Consider the following 17,493-nt stretch of genomic DNA (forward strand, 5'->3'; position numbering starts at 1 on the left):
CGGCTACGGCTATAGGCCGTGCCAAAGAGTAGCGCGCCGACGGGCGTGCGGGCGCGATCACGCCCGCACGCCGGAAGACACCGCCGACGAGGCGCGCCGGCTTACTTGAGCTCGACGGTGGCGCCGGCCTCCTCGAGCTCCTTCTTGAGCTTCTCGGCCTCCTCGCGGTCCACGCCCTCTTTGACCGGCTTCGGCGCCTCGTCGACCAGCGCCTTGGCCTCCTTCAGTCCGAGCCCCGTGGCCGCGCGCACGACCTTGATCACCTGGATCTTCTTGTCGCCGGCGTTGGCCAGGATCACGTCGACCGTCGACGGCTCCTCCTCTGCGGCAGCGCCGTCGCCACCGCCAGCACCGGCCGCGGCCACCGGTGCCGCGGCTGCGACCGCCGTCGCCGACACGCCGAACTCCTCCTCGAGCGCCTTGATCCGCTCGGCAAGCTCCAGAACGGAAATGCTCTTGAGCTCCTCGATCCACTCCTCGGTAGTCAGCTTTTTGGCCATCGTCTCTCTGTCCTCCTGTCTGCGGTAGTTCGAAACCCTCGAGCTTTCGCTCGCTCAGCTCACCCGCTTTGCTCCTCGCCGCCGACAAGGCCGCGCTCGCGGATCTGCTCGAGCTGGATGGCGAGCCCGCCGACGAGCTGGCCGAGGCTGCGCGCCACGCCCGTCAGCGGCATCGCCACAAGCCCGACAAGCTGTCCGATCAACTGGTCGCGTGCGGGTAGCGCCGCCAGCCGCTTGATCTCGTCGGCATCGACGGCGGTCTCCCCGAGCAACCCGCCCTTCGGCTCGAGCAGCTCGTGCTCACGGCGGAACGCAGCGATCGCCTTGGCAGCGAGCACCGGGTCGCCGTCGGGACTGACGAACGTCAGCGCCGTCGGACCTTCGAGAACCGACTTGAGTTCCTCGCGCCCGGCACGGTCGGACGCCAAGCGGGCGAGCGTGTTCTTGGTCACGCGGAAGCGTGCACCCGCCTCGGCGAGCTTGGTGCGCAGTTCCTGGGCCTGCGCGACCGTGATACCGCGGTAGTCGACGGCGAACACGGCCTGGCTTTCGGCCAGCTGCTCGGCTACCTCGGCGACGATCTTTTCCTTGTCCTCTCGCGTGAGCCCCATCTCGATACCTCCCCGTTGAAGCGTCGCGGCCCGCCACTGGCGGGCCGTCGCGGATCGGGGCGCACTGGAGCGTCACGCCCGGCTTCGCTCGGACCCGCCTGCCCCGGACTTCCTCTCGCTGCACGCGAAACGCCGGGGGTCTTCGGCGAGCGGCCGCAAGATCGCGGCCTGCGCTGGCGACAGTGCTACGCCGCTTGCGCCACCTCCTCGACGATGTCGCGCGTGCGCGCGGGGTCGACCTTGATACCGGGACCCATCGTCGGTGCGATCGTGATCGAGCGGATATAGCGCCCCTTGGCGGCGGCCGGCTTGGCGCGGACGATCTCCTCGATGACCGCGGCGTAGTTCTCGAGCAGCGCGCGCTCGTCGAAACTGAGCTTGCCGATCGGCACGTGGACGATCCCCGAGCGGTCGGTGCGGTACTCGATCTTGCCGGCCTTGGCGTCGGCGACCGCCTTGCCCACCTCCGTCGTCACCGTTCCAACGCGCGGGTTGGGCATCTTGCCCTGCGGGCCGAGGATGCGACCGAGCCGCCCCACCAGAGGCATCATGTCGGGCGTGGCAATCGCCACATCGAAGTCGGTGAAGCCGCCCTGCACGCGCTCGACGAGATCCTCGGCACCGACGATGTCGGCGCCTGCCTCTTCGGCCTCCTTAGCGGCATCGCCTTTGGCGAAAACTGCGACCGACACCTCGCGACCGAGCCCGTGCGGCAAGGCGACGGTGCCGCGGAGTTGCTGATCGGCATGACGGACGTTGAGGCCGGTGCGCACAGCTACCTCGACGGTTTCGTCGAAACGCGCCGGCTCGAAGCGCTTGAGCAACGACACCGCTTCGGCCGGCTGGTAGAGCCGTTCGCGGTCGACCAGTTCGAGATTGCGGCGGTAGCGCTTGCCGTGCTTGGGCATCGCTAGTCGACCACCTCCACTCCCATCGACCGCGCCGTGCCGGCGATGATCTTCTCGGCCTGATCGAGATCGTTGGCGTTCAAATCGGGAAGCTTCTGCTCGGCGATCTTGCGCAGCTGCTCGCGGGTGATGCGACCGACCTTGTTGCGGTTCGGTTCGCCCGACCCCTTGTCGATTCCCACAGCCTGCTTGATCAAAACAGCCGCGGGCGGCGTCTTGGTGATAAAGGTGAAGGAGCGATCCTCGTAGACGGTGATCTCGACCGGGATGATCGTCCCCGCCTGCTGCTGCGTCTGGGCGTTGAACGCTTTGCAGAACTCCATGATGTTCACGCCGTGCTGACCGAGCGCCGGGCCGACAGGCGGCGCCGGGTTCGCTTGGCCGGCGGGAACTTGGAGCTTGATCGTTGTCAGGACCTTCTTGGCCACGGGCGCGGAAACGTTAAACGGTCGACACGTGCGGAGGTCAGCTGCCTCAGCTGATCTTCTTGACCTGGTCGAACCCGACCTCGGCCGGAGTCTCGCGGCCGAAGATCGAGACGAGCACTTTGAGCTTGCCGGCGTCCGGGTTGATCTCGGCGACCTCGCCGGAGAAGTCCGATAGCGGGCCCGCGACGACCTTGACTTGGTCGCCGACCTTGAACTCGGCGCGCTGGCGCGGACGTTCGATGACCTCGCGCTTGAGGATACGGTCGACCTCCTGCTCGGTGAGCGGCACCGGCTTGCTGCCGGGCCCACCGACCTCACCGACGAAGCCCATCACGCCGGGGGTCTGCCGCACGAGGCGCCAGGTGTCGTCTGTGAGCCTCATGTTGATAAGCAGGTAGCCCGGCATCGTCCGCTGTTCCTTCTGGATCTTCTGCCCGCCCTTGAGCTCCTGCACCTGCTCGGTCGGGATCACGATCTGGCGCACATTGCCTTCCTGGCGCAGCGTGCGCACGCGGTGCTCAAGGTTCTCCTTGACCTTGTTCTCGTGCCCGGAATAGGTGTTGACGGCGTACCACTTGAACATTGATCTCGTGCGGACGGACTAGAGGATGAGACGGACGAGGCGGGAGAAGGCGGCATCGAGGAGACCGAGGTACGCCCCGGCGACGATCACAAACGCGATCACCACGCCGGTGAGCCTGACCAGCGCTTCCCGGTTGGGCCACTCGACCCGCGCGAGCTCCGCCCGGACCTCGCGCAGGAATTGTACGACTCGCGCGACGCCGCCGGTCGCTCGTGATGCGGCGGCGCCGGACACCTGGTGCTCGCTGCCTCCAGCTGCCGCGGTTTCGCGAGCCGCCCTGGCGCTCTCGGCCGGCCGGTTCCGTGCCAGCGCAGCCGTACGCTCGCCGTCACCGGTCTGCGTGCGCAGCCCCAGCTCGCGCGCGCGCCGCTGCGCCTGACGTTCCCGCGCTCGCTCGCGCTTGCCAGCCACGTCGCCTGCCGTCGCCTTTAAGCGCGCGCGACCGGGCGCGCGGCCGCGCCGGACTCGACAGAGCGGCAGCTCGGGAACGTACGCGCGCCGCTCACCGGGTTTCCTTGTGCACGGTGTGGCGCCCGCACCAACGGCAGTACTTGCGCAGCTCGATCCGGTCGGGATCGTTGCGCTTGTTCTTCTCGGTCTGGTAGTTGCGCCGCTTGCACTCTTGGCAAGCGAGCGTGACCGCTATGCGAACCTCTCCGCGGGCCATCTCTCCAACGACGGTAGGACGGTTACTTGACGGCGAGCAGCCGTACCGGCAGCGTACGGCAGTCTAGCGGCGGGCAGCATCCGACTGCGGTCTCTACCATCTGTAGCCTGCGCGTTGCGGATCTTGCGCGAACCCGCCGCCGTAGCTCAGTAGGTAGAGCACTTCCATGGTAAGGAAGGGGTCCCCGGTTCGAGTCCGGGCGGCGGCTCTCGCTTGACGGCACGTGCCGCGAAGGACGCGCGGCGCCAACGGCCGCCCCACGTGCCCAGAAATGCAGCTCCCGCGACGGCCAAGCGCTGCACCCCGCTGACAGCGCCGGCACTGGCCCGGCCTCTCGGTGCCAGTGATCGCTAGCTACGCCTCGGGCGCGGGCAGTGGGGGGGGCAGGATTCGAACCTGCGTAGGCATACGCCGCCAGATTTACAGTCTGGTCCCTTTGACCGCTCGGGCACCCCCCCGCGGTCGCGGACGTGGATTGTAGGGACGTGCGTGGCGAGCGGCGCGCCCGCCGGATCGCGAGTCAAACCGCGTCGCGCAGCGCCTGCGCCTCGGGCAGCTGCTGGAGCTTGCGAAGCGTGTTGTTCTCGATCTGGCGGATGCGCTCGCGCGTGACGCCGAAGGCGCGACCGACCTCTTCGAGCGTCAAGGAGCGGCGGCCACGCAATCCGTAGCGAAGCTCGAGCACCTCGCGCTCGCGCGGCGGCAGCGCGGCCAGCGCCCGCCACACGCTCTCGCGACGAATCGCGCGCGACACCTCCTCGAACGGCGTCTGCGCCTCCTCGTCTTCGACGAAATCGCCGAGCTGCGAGTCCTCCTCCTCGCCGACAGGCTTGTCGAGCGACACCGGTGCCTGGGCGACGCGCAGGATCTCGCGCACGTCGTCGACGCTCCAACCAAGCTCGGCCGCGATCTCCTCGGCCGTGGGCTCGCGACCGTGCTCTTGCACGAGCTGGCGCTCGACCTGGCTGACCTTGTTCATCTTCTCGACCATGTGCACGGGGATGCGGATCGTCCGCGCTTTGTCGGCGATCGCGCGCGTCACCGCCTGGCGGATCCACCACGTGGCGTAGGTCGAGAACTTGTAGCCACGGCGCCAGTCGAACTTTTCGACGGCACGGATCAGACCCAGCGAACCCTCCTGGATGAGGTCGAGGAACGACAGGCCACGGCCCAGGTAGCCCTTGGCGATCGACACGACCAGGCGCAGATTGGCCTCGATCATGTGCTGCTTGGCCGCCATGTCGCCACGCTCGATGCGCTTGGCGAGCTCGACCTCCTGCTCGGCGGTTAGCAGGTCGACGCGCCCGATCGAGCGCAGGTAGAGGCGCAGGGAGTCGAGGCTCGCTTCGTCGCTCGCCGGCGCGAGCGCGGCCGGCTCTGCGCGCGACCCGCTCTCGGCGACGAGCGCCTCGTGCACTGTGCCGAGGGCCAGCGGCTCGCCGAGGCGCTCGTCGCCGCCGTCTTCGCTCGGCAGCACCTCGATCCCAGCGTCCTGCAAGTGGGCCACCAGATCGCGTAGCGACTCGCTGTCGACTTCCAGCTCCTCGACACAAGCCGCGATCTCGTCGGCCGTTACGTACCCGCGCTCGCGGCCCTCGGCGAGCAGCCGCGCGAGCGCCTCGCTGCGACCGACAGCCTGATCTTGGTCGTCGAGCAACGCGACTGCGACGTTCGTGTCCTCCAACCCTCGCTCCTTCGAGACACGCATCGGCTTTCCCTCCACGGAGGGTCACCGCTTCACTCTCTACGACGTACTCCCTCTCTGTGCTGGCCCCGCACGGCGAGGCCACCGCGACACGAGTCGCGAGGAGCCGCGCCCGACCGGGGGCGGGCGTCGGGCCGGCCGGGAATATAACCGCACTGGCGGCTGCACGCTGTCGGTATCGTGCGGACAGATGTCCCAGCTGCCGACCACCGACGCGCCCGACGTCCAGGCGCGACGCCCGCAGGCGACGGTGAGCCTGACGCGCGTCGGCGTCACCGGGGTAGAGAAAGTCCTGCGCATCCGCAGCAACGGCGACGAGCAGCTCTTCTACGCGCAACTCGAGTGCTTCGTCGATCTGCCGCCCGACCAAAAGGGCGCGCACATGTCGCGCTTCGAGGAGGTCGTCAATGAAGCGATCGACACCGTCGTGCTGGGCGAAGCGTTCCGCGCCGAGACACTCGCGGCGCACATCGCCGAGCGCGTGCGCGAACGGCAGGGCGGTTTGCGCGCCGAAGCTCGGATCGCCGCGCGCTACCCGATCTCGCGACCGGCGCCGGCTTCGGGTGTGCCGACGCAAGAGATCTACACGATGTTCGGTGTCGCGATCGCATCGGAGCGCGGTACGCGACGCCTAGTCGGCGTCCAGGCACAGGGGATGACGGCCTGTCCGTGCGCTCAGGAGCTGGTTCGCGATCGCGCGGAAAGAAGGCTGCGGGAAGCGGGTGTCGACGCCGCGGTCGTAGACGAGGTGTTGCGCGAGGTACCGGTCGCGACCCACAACCAGCGTGGCATCGGCACGCTCTACATCGGAGCGGTCGAGGCGTGCCGCGAAGGAATCGAGGCGACCGACCTGCTCGAAATCGTGGAAAGCTCGATGAGCGCCGAGATTTACGAGCTCATGAAGCGCAGCGACGAGGCGCTCGTCGTCGAGCGCGCCCATCGCACCCCACGCTTCGTCGAAGATTGCGTGCGCGAGATGGTGCGCCAGGCGGTCGCCCGCTACGAGCCGCTCGGTCCGGAGGCATTCGTATACGCGCGCCAAGAGAACCTCGAGACCATCCACCGCCACAACGTGGTCGCCGAACGTTCGGGACTGCTCGGCGAGCTTGCGAGCGAACTCGCCGGCGAGCAGCACGTGCTACACCATGTGACGATGCGCGAGTGGCTCGAGGGTCGCGAGGCATCGACGACCTAACTGCACGTCCCTTTCCGCGGCCACGGCGAGCTGCCGCTCACGCTCAAGATCGCCACTCCGGCGGTCGATCCATTCCCTGTGCAACTCGACGGTGCCAGGGGGGATCACGTTCCCCGCGACCTCGGCAAGGGATCGCTGACGCGCGACGCTGCCCTTTGCATCGCGCTCGTCGCTACCGCGCTGCCGTTCGCCCGTAACGCTCGCGAGGAGGTCGATCGCTGGCTGCGCGTGCTGCGGCTGAACGGGCACGCCGGCCGAGCGCTGCAGGGGCTCGGCGTCGGCGAGCTGCGGCTGCGCGCGAGCGCGGACGCAGCGGTAACGGCGCTCCCCGGCCTCGGCACCCGTGCCGTCGACCTCGTCGTCGAACGCTCGCTCGCCCACGCCGCCGCACGCGGTTCGTCGTGCGCCGACACCGGCGACGTGCTCGCCGCACTGCTCTCGACCTACGGCGAAGAGATGGAGAAGGCGCTCGCCGCGCACGGAGCGACCGTCGCGGAGGTAGAGCGACGCCTCGCGCGGCCGCTCGTCGCCCGAGGCTGAGCGCAGGCTGTCGACCCTGACCGCAGCGCCGCTAGTGGCGCCGCGCATCGTCGGCGGCGCGCAGCTCGAGACGGCGACGGAAGTTGACGAAGTAGTCGACTCCCGACACGACCGTGGTCGCGACCATCGCCCACACCAGAACTTGGACAGGCAGAACGTGCGGGTCGTGCACGGCGATCAGCGCGGTGACGGCGGCTACCTGCACGATCGTTTTCGCCTTGCCGAGCACGCTCGCGGGGATGACGACACCCTGCTGGCCGGCTGCGACGCGCAGCGCGGAGACGGCGAACTCGCGCGCGATCACCACCATCGCGACCCACGCCTCCAGCCGGTCGCGACCGACGAGCGCGAGCAGCGCCGCTACCACCAGCAACTTGTCGGCGATCGGGTCCATCACCTTGCCGAAGGTCGTGACCGCGTGGCGGGAACGCGCGATCCACCCGTCGAGCCCGTCGGTGAGCGCGGCGAGCGCGAAGACGGCGGCTGCGATCAGCGATCCGCCTTGCGCCTCGAGCGCCAGCACCACGACGAGCACCGGCACGAGCAAGATGCGGATCAGCGTGAGGACGTTGGGGATGTTGAGCGGCACCGCCCGCGTCCGCTAGAGGTCGACGGCGGCGCTGCGGCTCGCTGTCCGTCGGTTGCGCCAAGCGATCAGCTCGAAACCGAGTGTGCTTCCGATCGGACCGAGTGGCGAGACGGTGGCACCGAGCAACCACCAGGGAAAAAGCCCGCGTGCACAGCCGCGGGCCACCGCGATACAGAGCCCGATCCAGCCGAGACCGTGCGTCCAGCCGAGGATCGCCTCCCAACGCTCCGACAGCGAGCCGAGCCAGACGACGAGCAGGGCGGCGAACACCGCTAGTTCGGCGAGCGAGTAGATGCGAACGCGCTGGAAGTAGGACAAAGGGGCGCCTCCGTGCGAAAGCGGTGCGCGTCGAAGCCGCCGGTGGGATTCGAACCCACGACCCCGCGCTTACGAGGCGCGTGCTCTGGCCACTGAGCTACGGCGGCGCCGCGCCGGAGTGTAGCCCGCCTGCGCGCCGATCCCCGGGGCGAAGAGCGCGGCGGCCGGGCTTTTCGAGGGTGCGATGGCGGAGACACCGAGCAAGAGCCAGCGAAAGCGACCGGGGGCAGAGCGCGATCGTGCCTTCCCCACGGCGCAAGGGCGCCCCCCGAGTGCGCGACCGAGCGGCGCCAGCGAGCTGCCCTGCTGGCTGCGCGGTGCACCGACGGTGAAGGTCGAGGGCTTCACCCTGGCGCTCGCGCTGACGCCACTGCGGCGCGCTCTCGGACTGACGGGAGTGGCGCTGCTGCCCGACGGTTGGGGGCTCGTGCTCGCACCGTGCGCGAGCGTCCACACGTTGACGTTGCGCTGCGCGATCGATGTCGTCTTCGCAGACCAAGCGGGAGCCGTGCTGCAGATATACGCGGACGTTCCGCCGCGAAGGCTGCGCGCCGCACGGGGAGCGGCGTTCTGCGTCGAGTGCCGCGCCGGCGAGGCGCGACGCCTAGTTGCGAGCGGTGGCTGCCGCGAGATCGCGCGCGCACTCAAGCGAGAGCGCTTCGAGCGCGACGTCCTCAGCCGGGTTCAGCGCTAGGGCGAGGCGCGTCCGCTCGACGCGCTCGGCAGCCCGAGCGAAAGCGAGCGGGCCGCTCGCCGTATGCTGTGCGACCTCGCGCGCCACTTGCGAGAGCGGCAGCTCGTCGCCGCACCCGGCCGCCGCGAGCGCCAAGTCGCGCAGCAACGCGGCGGCCAGAAACAGCACAAAGCCAAGGGCTTCGCTGCGCGCGCGCCGCTCTTCGCGCCTCGCCACCTCCGCTGCTTGACGTTCGAGCGCGCGCTTGGCTCGCCCGCTTCCCTCCGCGATCTCCTCGAAGCGGGCGAGCACCTCGGAGCGTGCCTGCTCGGCGCGCTGTGTGGCGTGCTCCTGAACATCGAGGAGCGGCGCGTCCTCGACGTCGCCGCGCAGCCACGCCGCCACTAGCCCTTGCGCCAAACGCAGCGCCTGCTCGCCCTCCCCGCTGGCCAGCCTGCGCGCCCGCTCGAGATTGCCGAAGGCGAGGTGGGCGCACTCGCGCGCCTTCTCCGCAGCGACGCCGTCGGCGCGCAGGCGTTCCTCGATCACAGGGCGGGGCAGAGGCTCGAAGCGCACCTGGCGGCAGCGCGACACCACCGTCGGCAACAGCCGACCGAGGAAATCGGTGACTAGCACGAAGTAGGCGTAGGGCGGCGGCTCCTCGAGCGTCTTGAGCAGGCGATTGGCGACGTCGGCGCTCATCGTCTCGGCGCGCTCGATCACGAAGACGCGGTGGGCACCGAGTAGCGGTGTCTGTCCAGCTTGGGCGACGACGGGCTCGGCGACATCCTCGACGCGCATCGCGTGAGCGCCGGTCGGTACGACCCAGGTGAGGTCGGGGTGAGAGCCGACGAGCGCGTGGCGCCGCGCCGCATCGGGATCTCTCGCCCCGCTCGCGAGTAGCTCGGCGGCGAAAAGGCGCGCGCACTCGCGCTTGCCCGTGCCGCCCGGCCCGTAGAAGACGTAGGCATGCACCGGTCCGTGGGCGAGGTCGTGGAGCAGCACTGCACGGGCGTGCGGCTGGTGGGCGAGCGCCGACGCGAGCGCCGCCACCGCTAGCTCTCCCTCCCCCGCTGTGGCGCCGGCGCGTGGTCGCCGGGTGCAGCGGCTGCGCGCTCCCCGGCGGCAGGAGTGGCACCGCGCGCTGCCGATCCCCTCGCGCGCACGGCGAGGAGCTCCTGCACCTTTCGCAGCACGAACTCGTGCACGGCAGTGACCGGCCGGTCGGCCGCTACCCGCACGAACCGCTCGGGGAAGCGGCGGGCGAGCTCCTCGTAGCCGTCGGCCACAGCGCGCTGCAAGCGCATCCCCTCGCTCTCGAAACGATCGCTCTCGCCGGCGCGTGCCGCCGCGGCGCTCGGATCGACAGCAAGCAAGAACGTCACGTCGGGTCGCAGACCCTCGAGCGCGAAGTCGTTGATCGCGAGCACGCGGTCGATGCCGAGGCCGCGTGCGGCACCCTGGTATGCGAGCGAGGAGTCGATAAAGCGGTCGCACACCACCACGCGGCCGGCAGCGAGCGCGGGACGCACCACTTCGACAGCGAGCTGGGCGCGCGCAGCTGCGAAGAGCAGCGCTTCGGCATGGGCGTCGAGCGCCACCGCCGCGTCCTTGAGCAGTGCCCGCAGCCGTTCGCCAAGGGCGGTACCGCCGGGCTCGCGCACGAGTACGGCGCGGTCGCCGAGCGCCTGGGCGAGCAGACGCGCCTGCGTCGTCTTGCCCGAGCGATCGACGCCCTCGAAACTGACGAAGAGACCGCCCACCGCGGCTGACCGTACCAGCGCGGTAAATGGCACGCGGATAGCATGGGCGCCCGCGATGCGTGTGCTCGTTACCGGTGGCGCCGGCTTCATCGGCTCTAACCTCGTCGATGCGCTCCTTGCGCGCGGCGACGAGGTAGCGGTGGTCGACAACTTGTCGACCGGTCGCCGCTCGAATCTGGACCAGGCGTTGGCGGCCGGCGCCCGCCTCTACGAGGTCGACATTTGCGACCGCCAGGCGCTCGCGCGGACTTTCGCCGAAGCGCGCCCCGAAGTGGTCTTCCATCTGGCCGCGCAGATCGATGTCCGCAAGTCGACCGCCGATCCCGCGTTCGACGCCCGTGTCAACGTCGAAGGCACGATCAACGTGCTCGAAGCGGCACGGGCGGTAGGGGCGCGGCGCGTCGTCAACAGCTCGACGGGGGGTGCCATCTACGGCGAGGGAAAGATCCTGCCGGCGCCCGAGGACCATCCGGTCGCACCCGAAGCGCCTTACGGCCAGTCGAAGTTCGCAGCCGAGGGGTATTGCGAGCTCTTTCGCCGCCTCTACGGCATCTCGACCGTTTCGCTGCGCTACGGCAACGTGTACGGCCCGCGCCAGGATCCGCTCGGAGAGGCCGGGGTGATCGCGATCTTCTGCGGCCGCCTCGTCGCCGGCGAACGACCGACCGTTTACGGCGACGGGTTGCAGACGCGCGACTACGTCTATGTCGCCGACGTCGTCGAAGCCAACCTGCGCGCCGCTGACGCTGAGTGCGTCGGCGCCTTCAACATCGGCACTGGCAAGCAGACGACGGTGCTCGAGCTCGTCGAGGCGCTCCGCCCGCACGCGACCGCGCCCTTCGATCCCGACCACAAGCCCGAGCGTCTCGGCGAAGTGCGCCATATCGCGCTCGATTCGACGCGCGCCGAGCGCGAACTGGGCTGGCGAGCGAGGACCACGCTCGCCGACGGTCTGGCGCGAACGCTCGCTGCTGTGCGGGTCGCCCACTGAGACTGCGAATCCGTCCGGAGGGGGAGCCATGATCGACGCCCCCGGACGGTCGATGGGAACGTACGCTAGCTTCAGGCAGGAGGGGTGAACGAGATGTCCCGCACAAAGAGCGCCATCCAACTGTCGATCCGCTGCGCCGACAAGGGCCTCGCGATCGAGCGGCGCTTCACGCGGCCGGGCGTTCACCCGTTCGACGAGGTCGAGTGGGAGCTGCGCGATGCAGTGATCGGCGACCCGCAGAACCCGGCGTTCCGTCAGGAAGGTGTCGAGTTCCCGAAGTTCTGGTCGCAGAACGCCACGAACATCGTCGCTCAGAAGTACTTCCGCGGGCGTCTCGACTCGCCCGAGCGCGAGCACTCGGTAAAGCAGATGATCGGCCGGGTCGCAGGGACGATCACACGCTGGGGCCGTGAGCTCGGCTACTTCGCCAGCGACGAGGATGCGGACGCCTTCGAGGCCGAGCTGACGTACATCCTCCTCCACCAGATGGCGGCGTTCAACTCGCCGGTGTGGTTCAACGTCGGTTTCGAGGAGAACCCGCAGTGCTCGGCCTGCTTCATCCTCTCGGTCGAGGACACGATGGAGTCGATCCTCGAGTGGAACACCAAGGAAGGTTTGATCTTCCGCGGCGGTTCCGGCTCGGGGATCAACCTGTCGCGTATCCGCAGCTCCAAGGAGCAGCTCTCCAAGGGCGGCTACGCCAGTGGTCCCGTGTCGTTCATGCGCGGCGCCGACGCCTGGGCGGGCACGATCAAGTCGGGTGGCAAGACGCGGCGCGCCGCCAAGATGGTGGTGCTCGACGTCGACCACCCCGACATCCGCGAGTTCATCTGGTGCAAGGCGCGCGAGGAAGAGAAGGCGCGCGTTTTGCGCGACGCCGGCTTCGACATGTCGATCGACGGCGAGGACTTCGCCTCGATCCAGTATCAGAACGCGAACAACTCGGTGCGCGTAAGCGACGAATTCATGCGCCGCGCCGAGCGGGGCGAAGAGTGGGAGCTGACGGCGCGCACCACCGGCGAGGTGATCGAGCGCGTCAACGCTCGCGAGCTGTTGCGCGAGATGGCGGAGGCGGCGTGGCGCTGCGCCGACCCGGGCATCCAGTACGACACCACGATCAACGACTGGCACACCTGCCCTAACTCAGGTCGGATCAACGCCTCCAACCCCTGCTCCGAGTACATGCACGTCGACGACTCGGCGTGCAACCTCGCCTCGATCAACTTGCTGAAGTTCCGGCGCGCCGACGGCTCTTTCGACGTCGATGCGTTCGCCCACGTCGTCGAGGTGATGATCCTCGCGCAGGAGATCATCGTCACGCCTTCGAGCTACCCGACCGACGAGATCGCGCGCAACGCACGCGCGTTCCGCCAGCTCGGTCTTGGCTACGCCAACCTTGGTGCGCTGCTGATGGCCAACGCCCTCCCCTACGACTCCGACGAGGGTCGGGCGTTGTGCGCGGCGATCACCGCGCTGATGACAGCGCGCGCGTACCGTACGTCGGCCGAGATCGCGGCGGCGATCGGGCCTTACGAGCGCTTCGCGGAAAACCGCGAGCCGCATCTGCGCGTGATGCGCAAGCACATGGCCGCGGCTTACGCGATCCCCGATCGTCACTGCCCCGATCACGATCTGTTGACAGCTGCGCGCGATGCGTGGGAGGACGCGGTCGATGCCGGCGAGCGCCACGGCTATCGCAACGCGCAGGCGACCGTGCTCGCCCCGACGGGAACGATCTCGTTCCTGATGGACTGCGACACCACCGGCATCGAGCCGGACTTCTCGCTCGTGAAGGTGAAGGAACTCGTCGGCGGCGGGCGGATGACGATCGTCAACCGCACGGTGCCGCTGGCGCTACGGACGCTCGGCTACGCCGACCACGAGATCGAGGCGATCGAGTCGTACCTGCGCGAGCACGGAACGATCGTCGGTGCTCCCGGCTTGCGTGAAGAGCACCTGCCGGTGTTCGACGTGGCGGTCGGTGAGCGTGCGATCTCGCCGGAGGGCCACTTGAAGATGATGGCAGCGGCCCAGCCTTTCCTCTCGGGCGCCATCTCGAAGACGGTGAACCTGCCCGAGGACACCACCGCCGAGGAGATCGAGCGCCTTTACATCGAGGGTTGGAAGCTCGGCCTTAAGGCGCTCGCTATTTACCGCGACGGTTCGAAGACGGCGCAGGCGCTGCGCACGAGCAAGGATGCGAAGCGCTCGGCCGCGACCGGTTCGGGGTCGGCAGGGGAAGAGTGGCGCCCGGTGCGGCGGCGGATGCCGCGCGAACGGCAGTCGATCACGCACAAGTTCTCGATCGCCGGCCACGAGGGGTACATCACCGCCGGCATGTACGAGGACGGCACGGTCGGCGAGATCTTCCTCACCGACATCGGCAAGGAAGGCTCGACGCTGCGCGGCATGATGAACGCCTTTGCGACGGCGATCTCGATCGCGCTCCAGTACGGCGTGCCGCTCGAGACGCTGGTGCGCAAGTTCAGCTACATGCGCTTCGATCCCGAAGGGATCACGACGAACCCCGAGATCCCGTTCGCAAAGTCGCTGCCCGACTACATCATGCGCTGGCTGGCGTCGCGCTTCCTCGATGTCGACATCCAGGAGGAGCTCGGCATCCTCACGCCAGCGGTGCGCGAGCGCAAGGCGCGGCAGGAGGCGCTGTTGCGCGGCGACACCGCGGGCCCGGTAATGGGCTCGGAGGGCGACGGCTCTGGCAGCGGTGCGAACGGTGCCAACGGGGTGAACGGCGCGGCCAAGCTCGGGAGCCCTGCCCCGACCGCTGCCGAAGGCCGTACCGGCGGTGGGGCACTGCCAGCTGCTGCAGCCCTTACCGATGAGCCGCCGACGGTTCCAGCGAAGCTGAGCGGCCTCGATCTCGGCCCGGCATGCCGAGAGTGTGGCGGAATCATGCAGCGCACCGGCTCCTGCTACACCTGCTCGAGCTGCGGTAATAACACCGGTTGCGGCTAGGCGGCGGAAACTACGTCGATCGGCGGCCAGTGGTCGCTGACCGGCGCTCGCGGAGCTCTTGTGTCTCTCGCGGCGGGACGCGGGTCGCTACTGCGCAGCCCCGGTCACATTCGCTGCCCGCGGAGGGTGCTGCGGCGCGCTGTCGAGACCGAACGCTTCGCTTATCAGCTCGTACGAGCGCACACGGTCGGCGTGGTCGTGACAGATCGTGAGCAGGATCAGCTCGTCAGCGTGGTACTCCCGCGCTACGTCTTCTAGCCCGCGTTTGACCGTGGCGGGTGAGCCGATGATCGCGCGCCGACCGCTCGCTCCGGGGCGGCGGGGACGGCCAGCCAGGTAGGCGAGGGCGCGTTCGACGGTCGGCACGGGGATCAGCTGCCCGCGGCGCAAGAGCGAGCCGAGCATGCGGGCGGGCGCGGCGAGACGCTCAGCCTGGTCGTCGGTCTCGGCACAGAGCGCCAGGACGCCGACCGCCACGCGCGGTTCGATGCCACGCTGGACGCAGCGCAGCCGGTAGTCGGCAACGATCGCGCTCCCGTGCGGGTTGATGAAGTCAGCGAAGGCGTATGGCAACCCGAGCTCGGCGGCCCAGACGGCGCTTTGGGGTGAGGAGCCGAGCAGCCAGATCTCAGGGCGCTCGGGAAGCCCAGGTAGCAAGCGTGCGTAGCGGGCAAAGGGGTGGTCGCTGGGCAAACCGTCGCGCAGATAGCCGAGGAGCTCGGTGAGCTGTTCGGGAAAGTCGTCTGGCGCTGGTTGGCGGCGGTCGCGCTGGAGGGCGTAGGCGGTGATCGGGTCGGTCCCCGGGGCACGGCCGATGCCGAGGTCGATCCGCCCCGGAAACAGGCCAGCGAACGTACTGAACGTTTCTGCGACTTTGAGGGGGCTGTAGTGGGGCAGCATCACGCCGCCACTTCCAACGCGGATCCGGTGCGTGGATTGGGCGATCGGTCCGATCAGCGCTTCGGGGCTCGCGCACGCTAGCGACGGGGTGGCGTGGTGCTCGGCGACCCAGTAGCGGTGGTAGCCGAGCTCGTCGCAGCGGCGGGCGAGATCAAGCGAGTTGCGAAGCGCCTGCGCTGGCTCGATCCCCTCGGAGATCGGGGCTTGGTCGAGGACTCCCAGTCGCACACGTCGCCCCCGCTCTTCCCGCGGCTCGCCCTCACTCATATCACGCACCTACGAGAAGCACCCTCGAGTTGACATCGCCTGTGGCTCTCTACCCGCGTGCCCTCTCGCCTCTTCCCTCAAGTCCGCCTTACTCCCGACTGCCCGTGCTAGCCACCTTACCCGCGTCTCCGGCGCGCTCGTCCTAGCTCCGTTTCCCCCTTCTTGCCAGTTCGCGGCTCCCTACAACCTCGTGCCCCTCGGTCTACGCGAACGGCCCTGAGCACACCGAAGTAACTAAAGCGTCGCACCTCCACGCACCCCACCTCTTTCCGAACCAATTTCGCCGCCTGCGCCCAGAATCGCTCACCCTCCGCCTTTAGCTCCTCAGCCGGCGGCCACGTATATGCCGACCATCTCACACTAAAAAAAGGTACGATGACCACCTCTGCGGTACCTCCCAATACCCGCGCTACCTCGCTGTAGGTCGGTATCCCTTCAATTAACTGCGCGATGTCTGGTGGCCAGCTTCGCCTCCCAATTGCTACGTTTTTATCACCTCCTGCATTGTAAGTCACTGCGCTACTTCCCCCAACTAAATAGTTCGCAAGATAGGCGTTATCGGCCCCATCCACCGACGCGAACACAATCCGCTCTCCCGGACGCAAGGCACGGTCAATGTCCCGCTTCACTTGCGCTCGAACGCTCTCCAACGTGGTCTCTTGTGCCGCTCGCTCCCGAATCCAACGTTCGGGATTCGGCCCTGTGTCTAGCACGATCAGCAGCGCCACCCCGCCGACAGCAAAGCGACGCAGAGCAGACCCTCTCGCGCTCACTTGAGTTAACACGACAAATGCCGTTAGCAATGTGCTCCACCGGGCGAGAAGCCACCAGCGATACGTCGCGCGCATGTCGGCGATACCGGGCATCTCGCGAAAGAGAGAGGACCACGGGAACTCGAACACAGCGGCGCTTCGCGGCATAAGGTAGTCCTCGTAGCGTAAACCCGACGCTGGCGTTGGTGACGGCCGCGTCGACGCGAATTTCAGCGACGGCCCTAGCGCCAACACTCCCGCAACAGCCCCCGCGATGAGAAAGCCATTCACCACGCGCGATCTAAGCCGTCGGCCAAACAGATACAAGCCGACTGCAACTATGACGGAGAGGCCAAGGTAATTATAAAGAGAATTAGTTCCATCGCCCCAATAGTCGCTGAAATCAGCGCCAGCACCAAACAGCGACCAAAATGCCAGCTTGCTCGGTACGAGCGCCGTTGTGATATCCACTCCCATGGCTCGCGGGAGGTCAAGTGGGCTCTTGGTAAAGCCTCCCCCGCTGTACGTGCTGTATAAGGCCACTGCGAACAGGTTGATGAGTACCCCGGCAACGATAACCGTCAGACGACCGCTTCTCTGGCGCACGGGGGCGCACAGCCAAATCGCGCCCGTCGCCACGAGTGACACTACGAAGGAGTACCCATCAAGAAATACTGCTACCAATCGTACCATGGTATAACCGGGCAGCGCCACGTACAGCCTGCGCCGATCGTCACCGCTTCTCACGAGCCACAAATCACTAGCGCAATAAGCGGGAAGAAGTACAAAGCCGGTGAAGGTCCCCGGGAAAGAAACGAGTCCGACGACGCTCAGGGACAGCTGGTACGCCGCGCCACCAGCGAGGGCAAGAGGACGCGCGACGCCGACCATCCGCAAACACTTGTATCCACCAATTAGTCCAACTAAGGAGGCAACCGCGCTCGCTGCACGGAGACCAGCCTCTCCAGTAGTGCCGGCTAGATCGCCGACTGCACTGGCCGCAAGCAGAAGGGGCCCGCCCGTGAGTAACCGATATCCCGCCGGATAAGCGAGGCTTTCGCAGCTGAGGTCGGGAAGTATCCGATCGTCGTCACGCAAGCAGTCCACGATTCCAGCCTGGAGGAAGC

At 68.0% G+C, this 17,493-nt stretch carries 18 protein-coding genes and 3 tRNA genes; 6 read left to right on the top strand and 15 right to left on the bottom strand.

Annotated elements, in window-relative coordinates; genetic code table 11:
• Positions 1 to 101 precede the first annotated feature (101 nt).
• The 7 genes from rplL to rpmG form a co-directional block, all read right to left on the bottom strand.
• The gene (gene rplL / locus JDY09_RS08780; protein ID WP_428837483.1) at positions 102 to 488 is read right to left on the bottom strand and encodes a 50S ribosomal protein L7/L12; all 387 of its coding nucleotides are present in this window, start codon (positions 486 to 488) and stop codon (positions 102 to 104) included.
• 71 nt (positions 489 to 559) lie between these two features.
• Complete coding sequence (rplJ, locus tag JDY09_RS08785; protein WP_274716557.1) at positions 560 to 1,111, bottom strand: 50S ribosomal protein L10; 552 nt, start codon at positions 1,109 to 1,111, stop codon at positions 560 to 562.
• Positions 1,112 to 1,296: 185 nt separating this feature from the next.
• Positions 1,297 to 2,019, bottom strand: coding sequence for a 50S ribosomal protein L1 (gene rplA, locus JDY09_RS08790; RefSeq protein WP_274716558.1), 723 nt, complete (start codon positions 2,017 to 2,019; stop codon positions 1,297 to 1,299).
• Positions 2,020 to 2,021: 2 nt separating this feature from the next.
• On the bottom strand, positions 2,022 to 2,447 hold the full coding sequence (rplK, locus tag JDY09_RS08795) for a 50S ribosomal protein L11 (RefSeq protein WP_274716559.1): 426 nt from the start codon (positions 2,445 to 2,447) through the stop codon (positions 2,022 to 2,024).
• 46 nt (positions 2,448 to 2,493) lie between these two features.
• On the bottom strand, positions 2,494 to 3,030 hold the full coding sequence (gene nusG, locus JDY09_RS08800) for a transcription termination/antitermination protein NusG (protein WP_274716560.1): 537 nt from the start codon (positions 3,028 to 3,030) through the stop codon (positions 2,494 to 2,496).
• An 18-nt stretch (positions 3,031 to 3,048) separates the two neighbouring features.
• A complete protein-coding gene (secE, locus tag JDY09_RS08805; protein ID WP_274716561.1) occupies positions 3,049 to 3,441 on the bottom strand; it encodes a preprotein translocase subunit SecE in 393 nt (130 codons plus the stop codon).
• A 91-nt stretch (positions 3,442 to 3,532) separates the two neighbouring features.
• Positions 3,533 to 3,697, bottom strand: coding sequence for a 50S ribosomal protein L33 (rpmG, locus tag JDY09_RS08810; protein ID WP_274716562.1), 165 nt, complete (start codon positions 3,695 to 3,697; stop codon positions 3,533 to 3,535).
• A gap of 135 nt (positions 3,698 to 3,832) precedes the next feature.
• On the opposite strand from rpmG, the gene JDY09_RS08815 reads away from it, so the two are divergent.
• A tRNA-Thr gene (locus JDY09_RS08815) sits at positions 3,833 to 3,905 on the top strand.
• 167 nt (positions 3,906 to 4,072) lie between these two features.
• Here the strand turns inward: JDY09_RS08815 and JDY09_RS08820 are convergent.
• Positions 4,073 to 4,155 (bottom strand) — tRNA-Tyr (locus JDY09_RS08820).
• Positions 4,156 to 4,217: 62 nt separating this feature from the next.
• Positions 4,218 to 5,405 (bottom strand): RNA polymerase sigma factor RpoD, encoded by a 1,188-nt coding sequence (gene rpoD, locus JDY09_RS08825; protein WP_342455254.1) that lies wholly within the window; start codon positions 5,403 to 5,405, stop codon positions 4,218 to 4,220.
• Between the two features lie 187 nt (positions 5,406 to 5,592).
• Here rpoD and mptA point away from each other — a divergent pair, with 187 nt between their 5' ends.
• Together mptA and JDY09_RS08840 are read left to right on the top strand one after the other, a co-directional pair.
• A complete protein-coding gene (mptA, locus tag JDY09_RS08835; RefSeq protein WP_274716563.1) occupies positions 5,593 to 6,597 on the top strand; it encodes a GTP cyclohydrolase MptA in 1,005 nt (334 codons plus the stop codon).
• 78 nt (positions 6,598 to 6,675) lie between these two features.
• Positions 6,676 to 7,137 (top strand): hypothetical protein, encoded by a 462-nt coding sequence (locus JDY09_RS08840; protein ID WP_274716564.1) that lies wholly within the window; start codon positions 6,676 to 6,678, stop codon positions 7,135 to 7,137.
• A gap of 31 nt (positions 7,138 to 7,168) precedes the next feature.
• On the opposite strand, the gene pgsA is transcribed toward JDY09_RS08840, so the two are convergent.
• The 3 genes from pgsA to JDY09_RS08855 form a co-directional block, all read right to left on the bottom strand.
• Positions 7,169 to 7,726 (bottom strand): CDP-diacylglycerol--glycerol-3-phosphate 3-phosphatidyltransferase, encoded by a 558-nt coding sequence (gene pgsA, locus JDY09_RS08845; RefSeq protein ID WP_274716565.1) that lies wholly within the window; start codon positions 7,724 to 7,726, stop codon positions 7,169 to 7,171.
• A 12-nt stretch (positions 7,727 to 7,738) separates the two neighbouring features.
• On the bottom strand, positions 7,739 to 8,044 hold the full coding sequence (locus JDY09_RS08850) for a hypothetical protein (RefSeq protein ID WP_274716566.1): 306 nt from the start codon (positions 8,042 to 8,044) through the stop codon (positions 7,739 to 7,741).
• 34 nt (positions 8,045 to 8,078) lie between these two features.
• Positions 8,079 to 8,151 (bottom strand) — tRNA-Thr (locus JDY09_RS08855).
• 77 nt (positions 8,152 to 8,228) lie between these two features.
• Here JDY09_RS08855 and JDY09_RS08860 point away from each other — a divergent pair.
• A complete protein-coding gene (locus JDY09_RS08860; protein WP_274716567.1) occupies positions 8,229 to 8,738 on the top strand; it encodes a DUF192 domain-containing protein in 510 nt (169 codons plus the stop codon).
• Here the strand turns inward: JDY09_RS08860 and JDY09_RS08865 are convergent.
• Positions 8,649 to 9,770, bottom strand: coding sequence for a hypothetical protein (locus JDY09_RS08865; protein ID WP_274716568.1), 1,122 nt, complete (start codon positions 9,768 to 9,770; stop codon positions 8,649 to 8,651). The genes JDY09_RS08860 and JDY09_RS08865 overlap by 90 nt on opposite strands.
• A 2-nt stretch (positions 9,771 to 9,772) precedes the next feature.
• Positions 9,773 to 10,480: a dTMP kinase gene (gene tmk / locus JDY09_RS08870; protein ID WP_274716569.1), complete on the bottom strand. Its 708-nt coding sequence runs from the start codon at positions 10,478 to 10,480 to the stop codon at positions 9,773 to 9,775.
• Between the two features lie 55 nt (positions 10,481 to 10,535).
• Between tmk and JDY09_RS08875 the strand changes: the two genes are divergently transcribed.
• Both JDY09_RS08875 and JDY09_RS08880 read left to right on the top strand, forming a co-directional pair.
• On the top strand, positions 10,536 to 11,471 hold the full coding sequence (locus JDY09_RS08875) for an NAD-dependent epimerase/dehydratase family protein (protein ID WP_274716570.1): 936 nt from the start codon (positions 10,536 to 10,538) through the stop codon (positions 11,469 to 11,471).
• Between the two features lie 93 nt (positions 11,472 to 11,564).
• Positions 11,565 to 14,447: a vitamin B12-dependent ribonucleotide reductase gene (locus JDY09_RS08880; RefSeq protein WP_274716571.1), complete on the top strand. Its 2,883-nt coding sequence runs from the start codon at positions 11,565 to 11,567 to the stop codon at positions 14,445 to 14,447.
• A gap of 87 nt (positions 14,448 to 14,534) precedes the next feature.
• Here JDY09_RS08880 and JDY09_RS08885 read toward each other — a convergent pair whose 3' ends face one another.
• Positions 14,535 to 15,614: an LLM class flavin-dependent oxidoreductase gene (locus JDY09_RS08885; protein WP_274716572.1), complete on the bottom strand. Its 1,080-nt coding sequence runs from the start codon at positions 15,612 to 15,614 to the stop codon at positions 14,535 to 14,537.
• Positions 15,615 to 17,493 lie beyond the last annotated feature (1,879 nt).

The sequence above is a fragment of the Thermoleophilum album genome (genome assembly GCF_028867705.1).
In the GTDB taxonomy this organism is placed as follows: Bacteria; Actinomycetota; Thermoleophilia; order Solirubrobacterales; family Thermoleophilaceae; genus Thermoleophilum.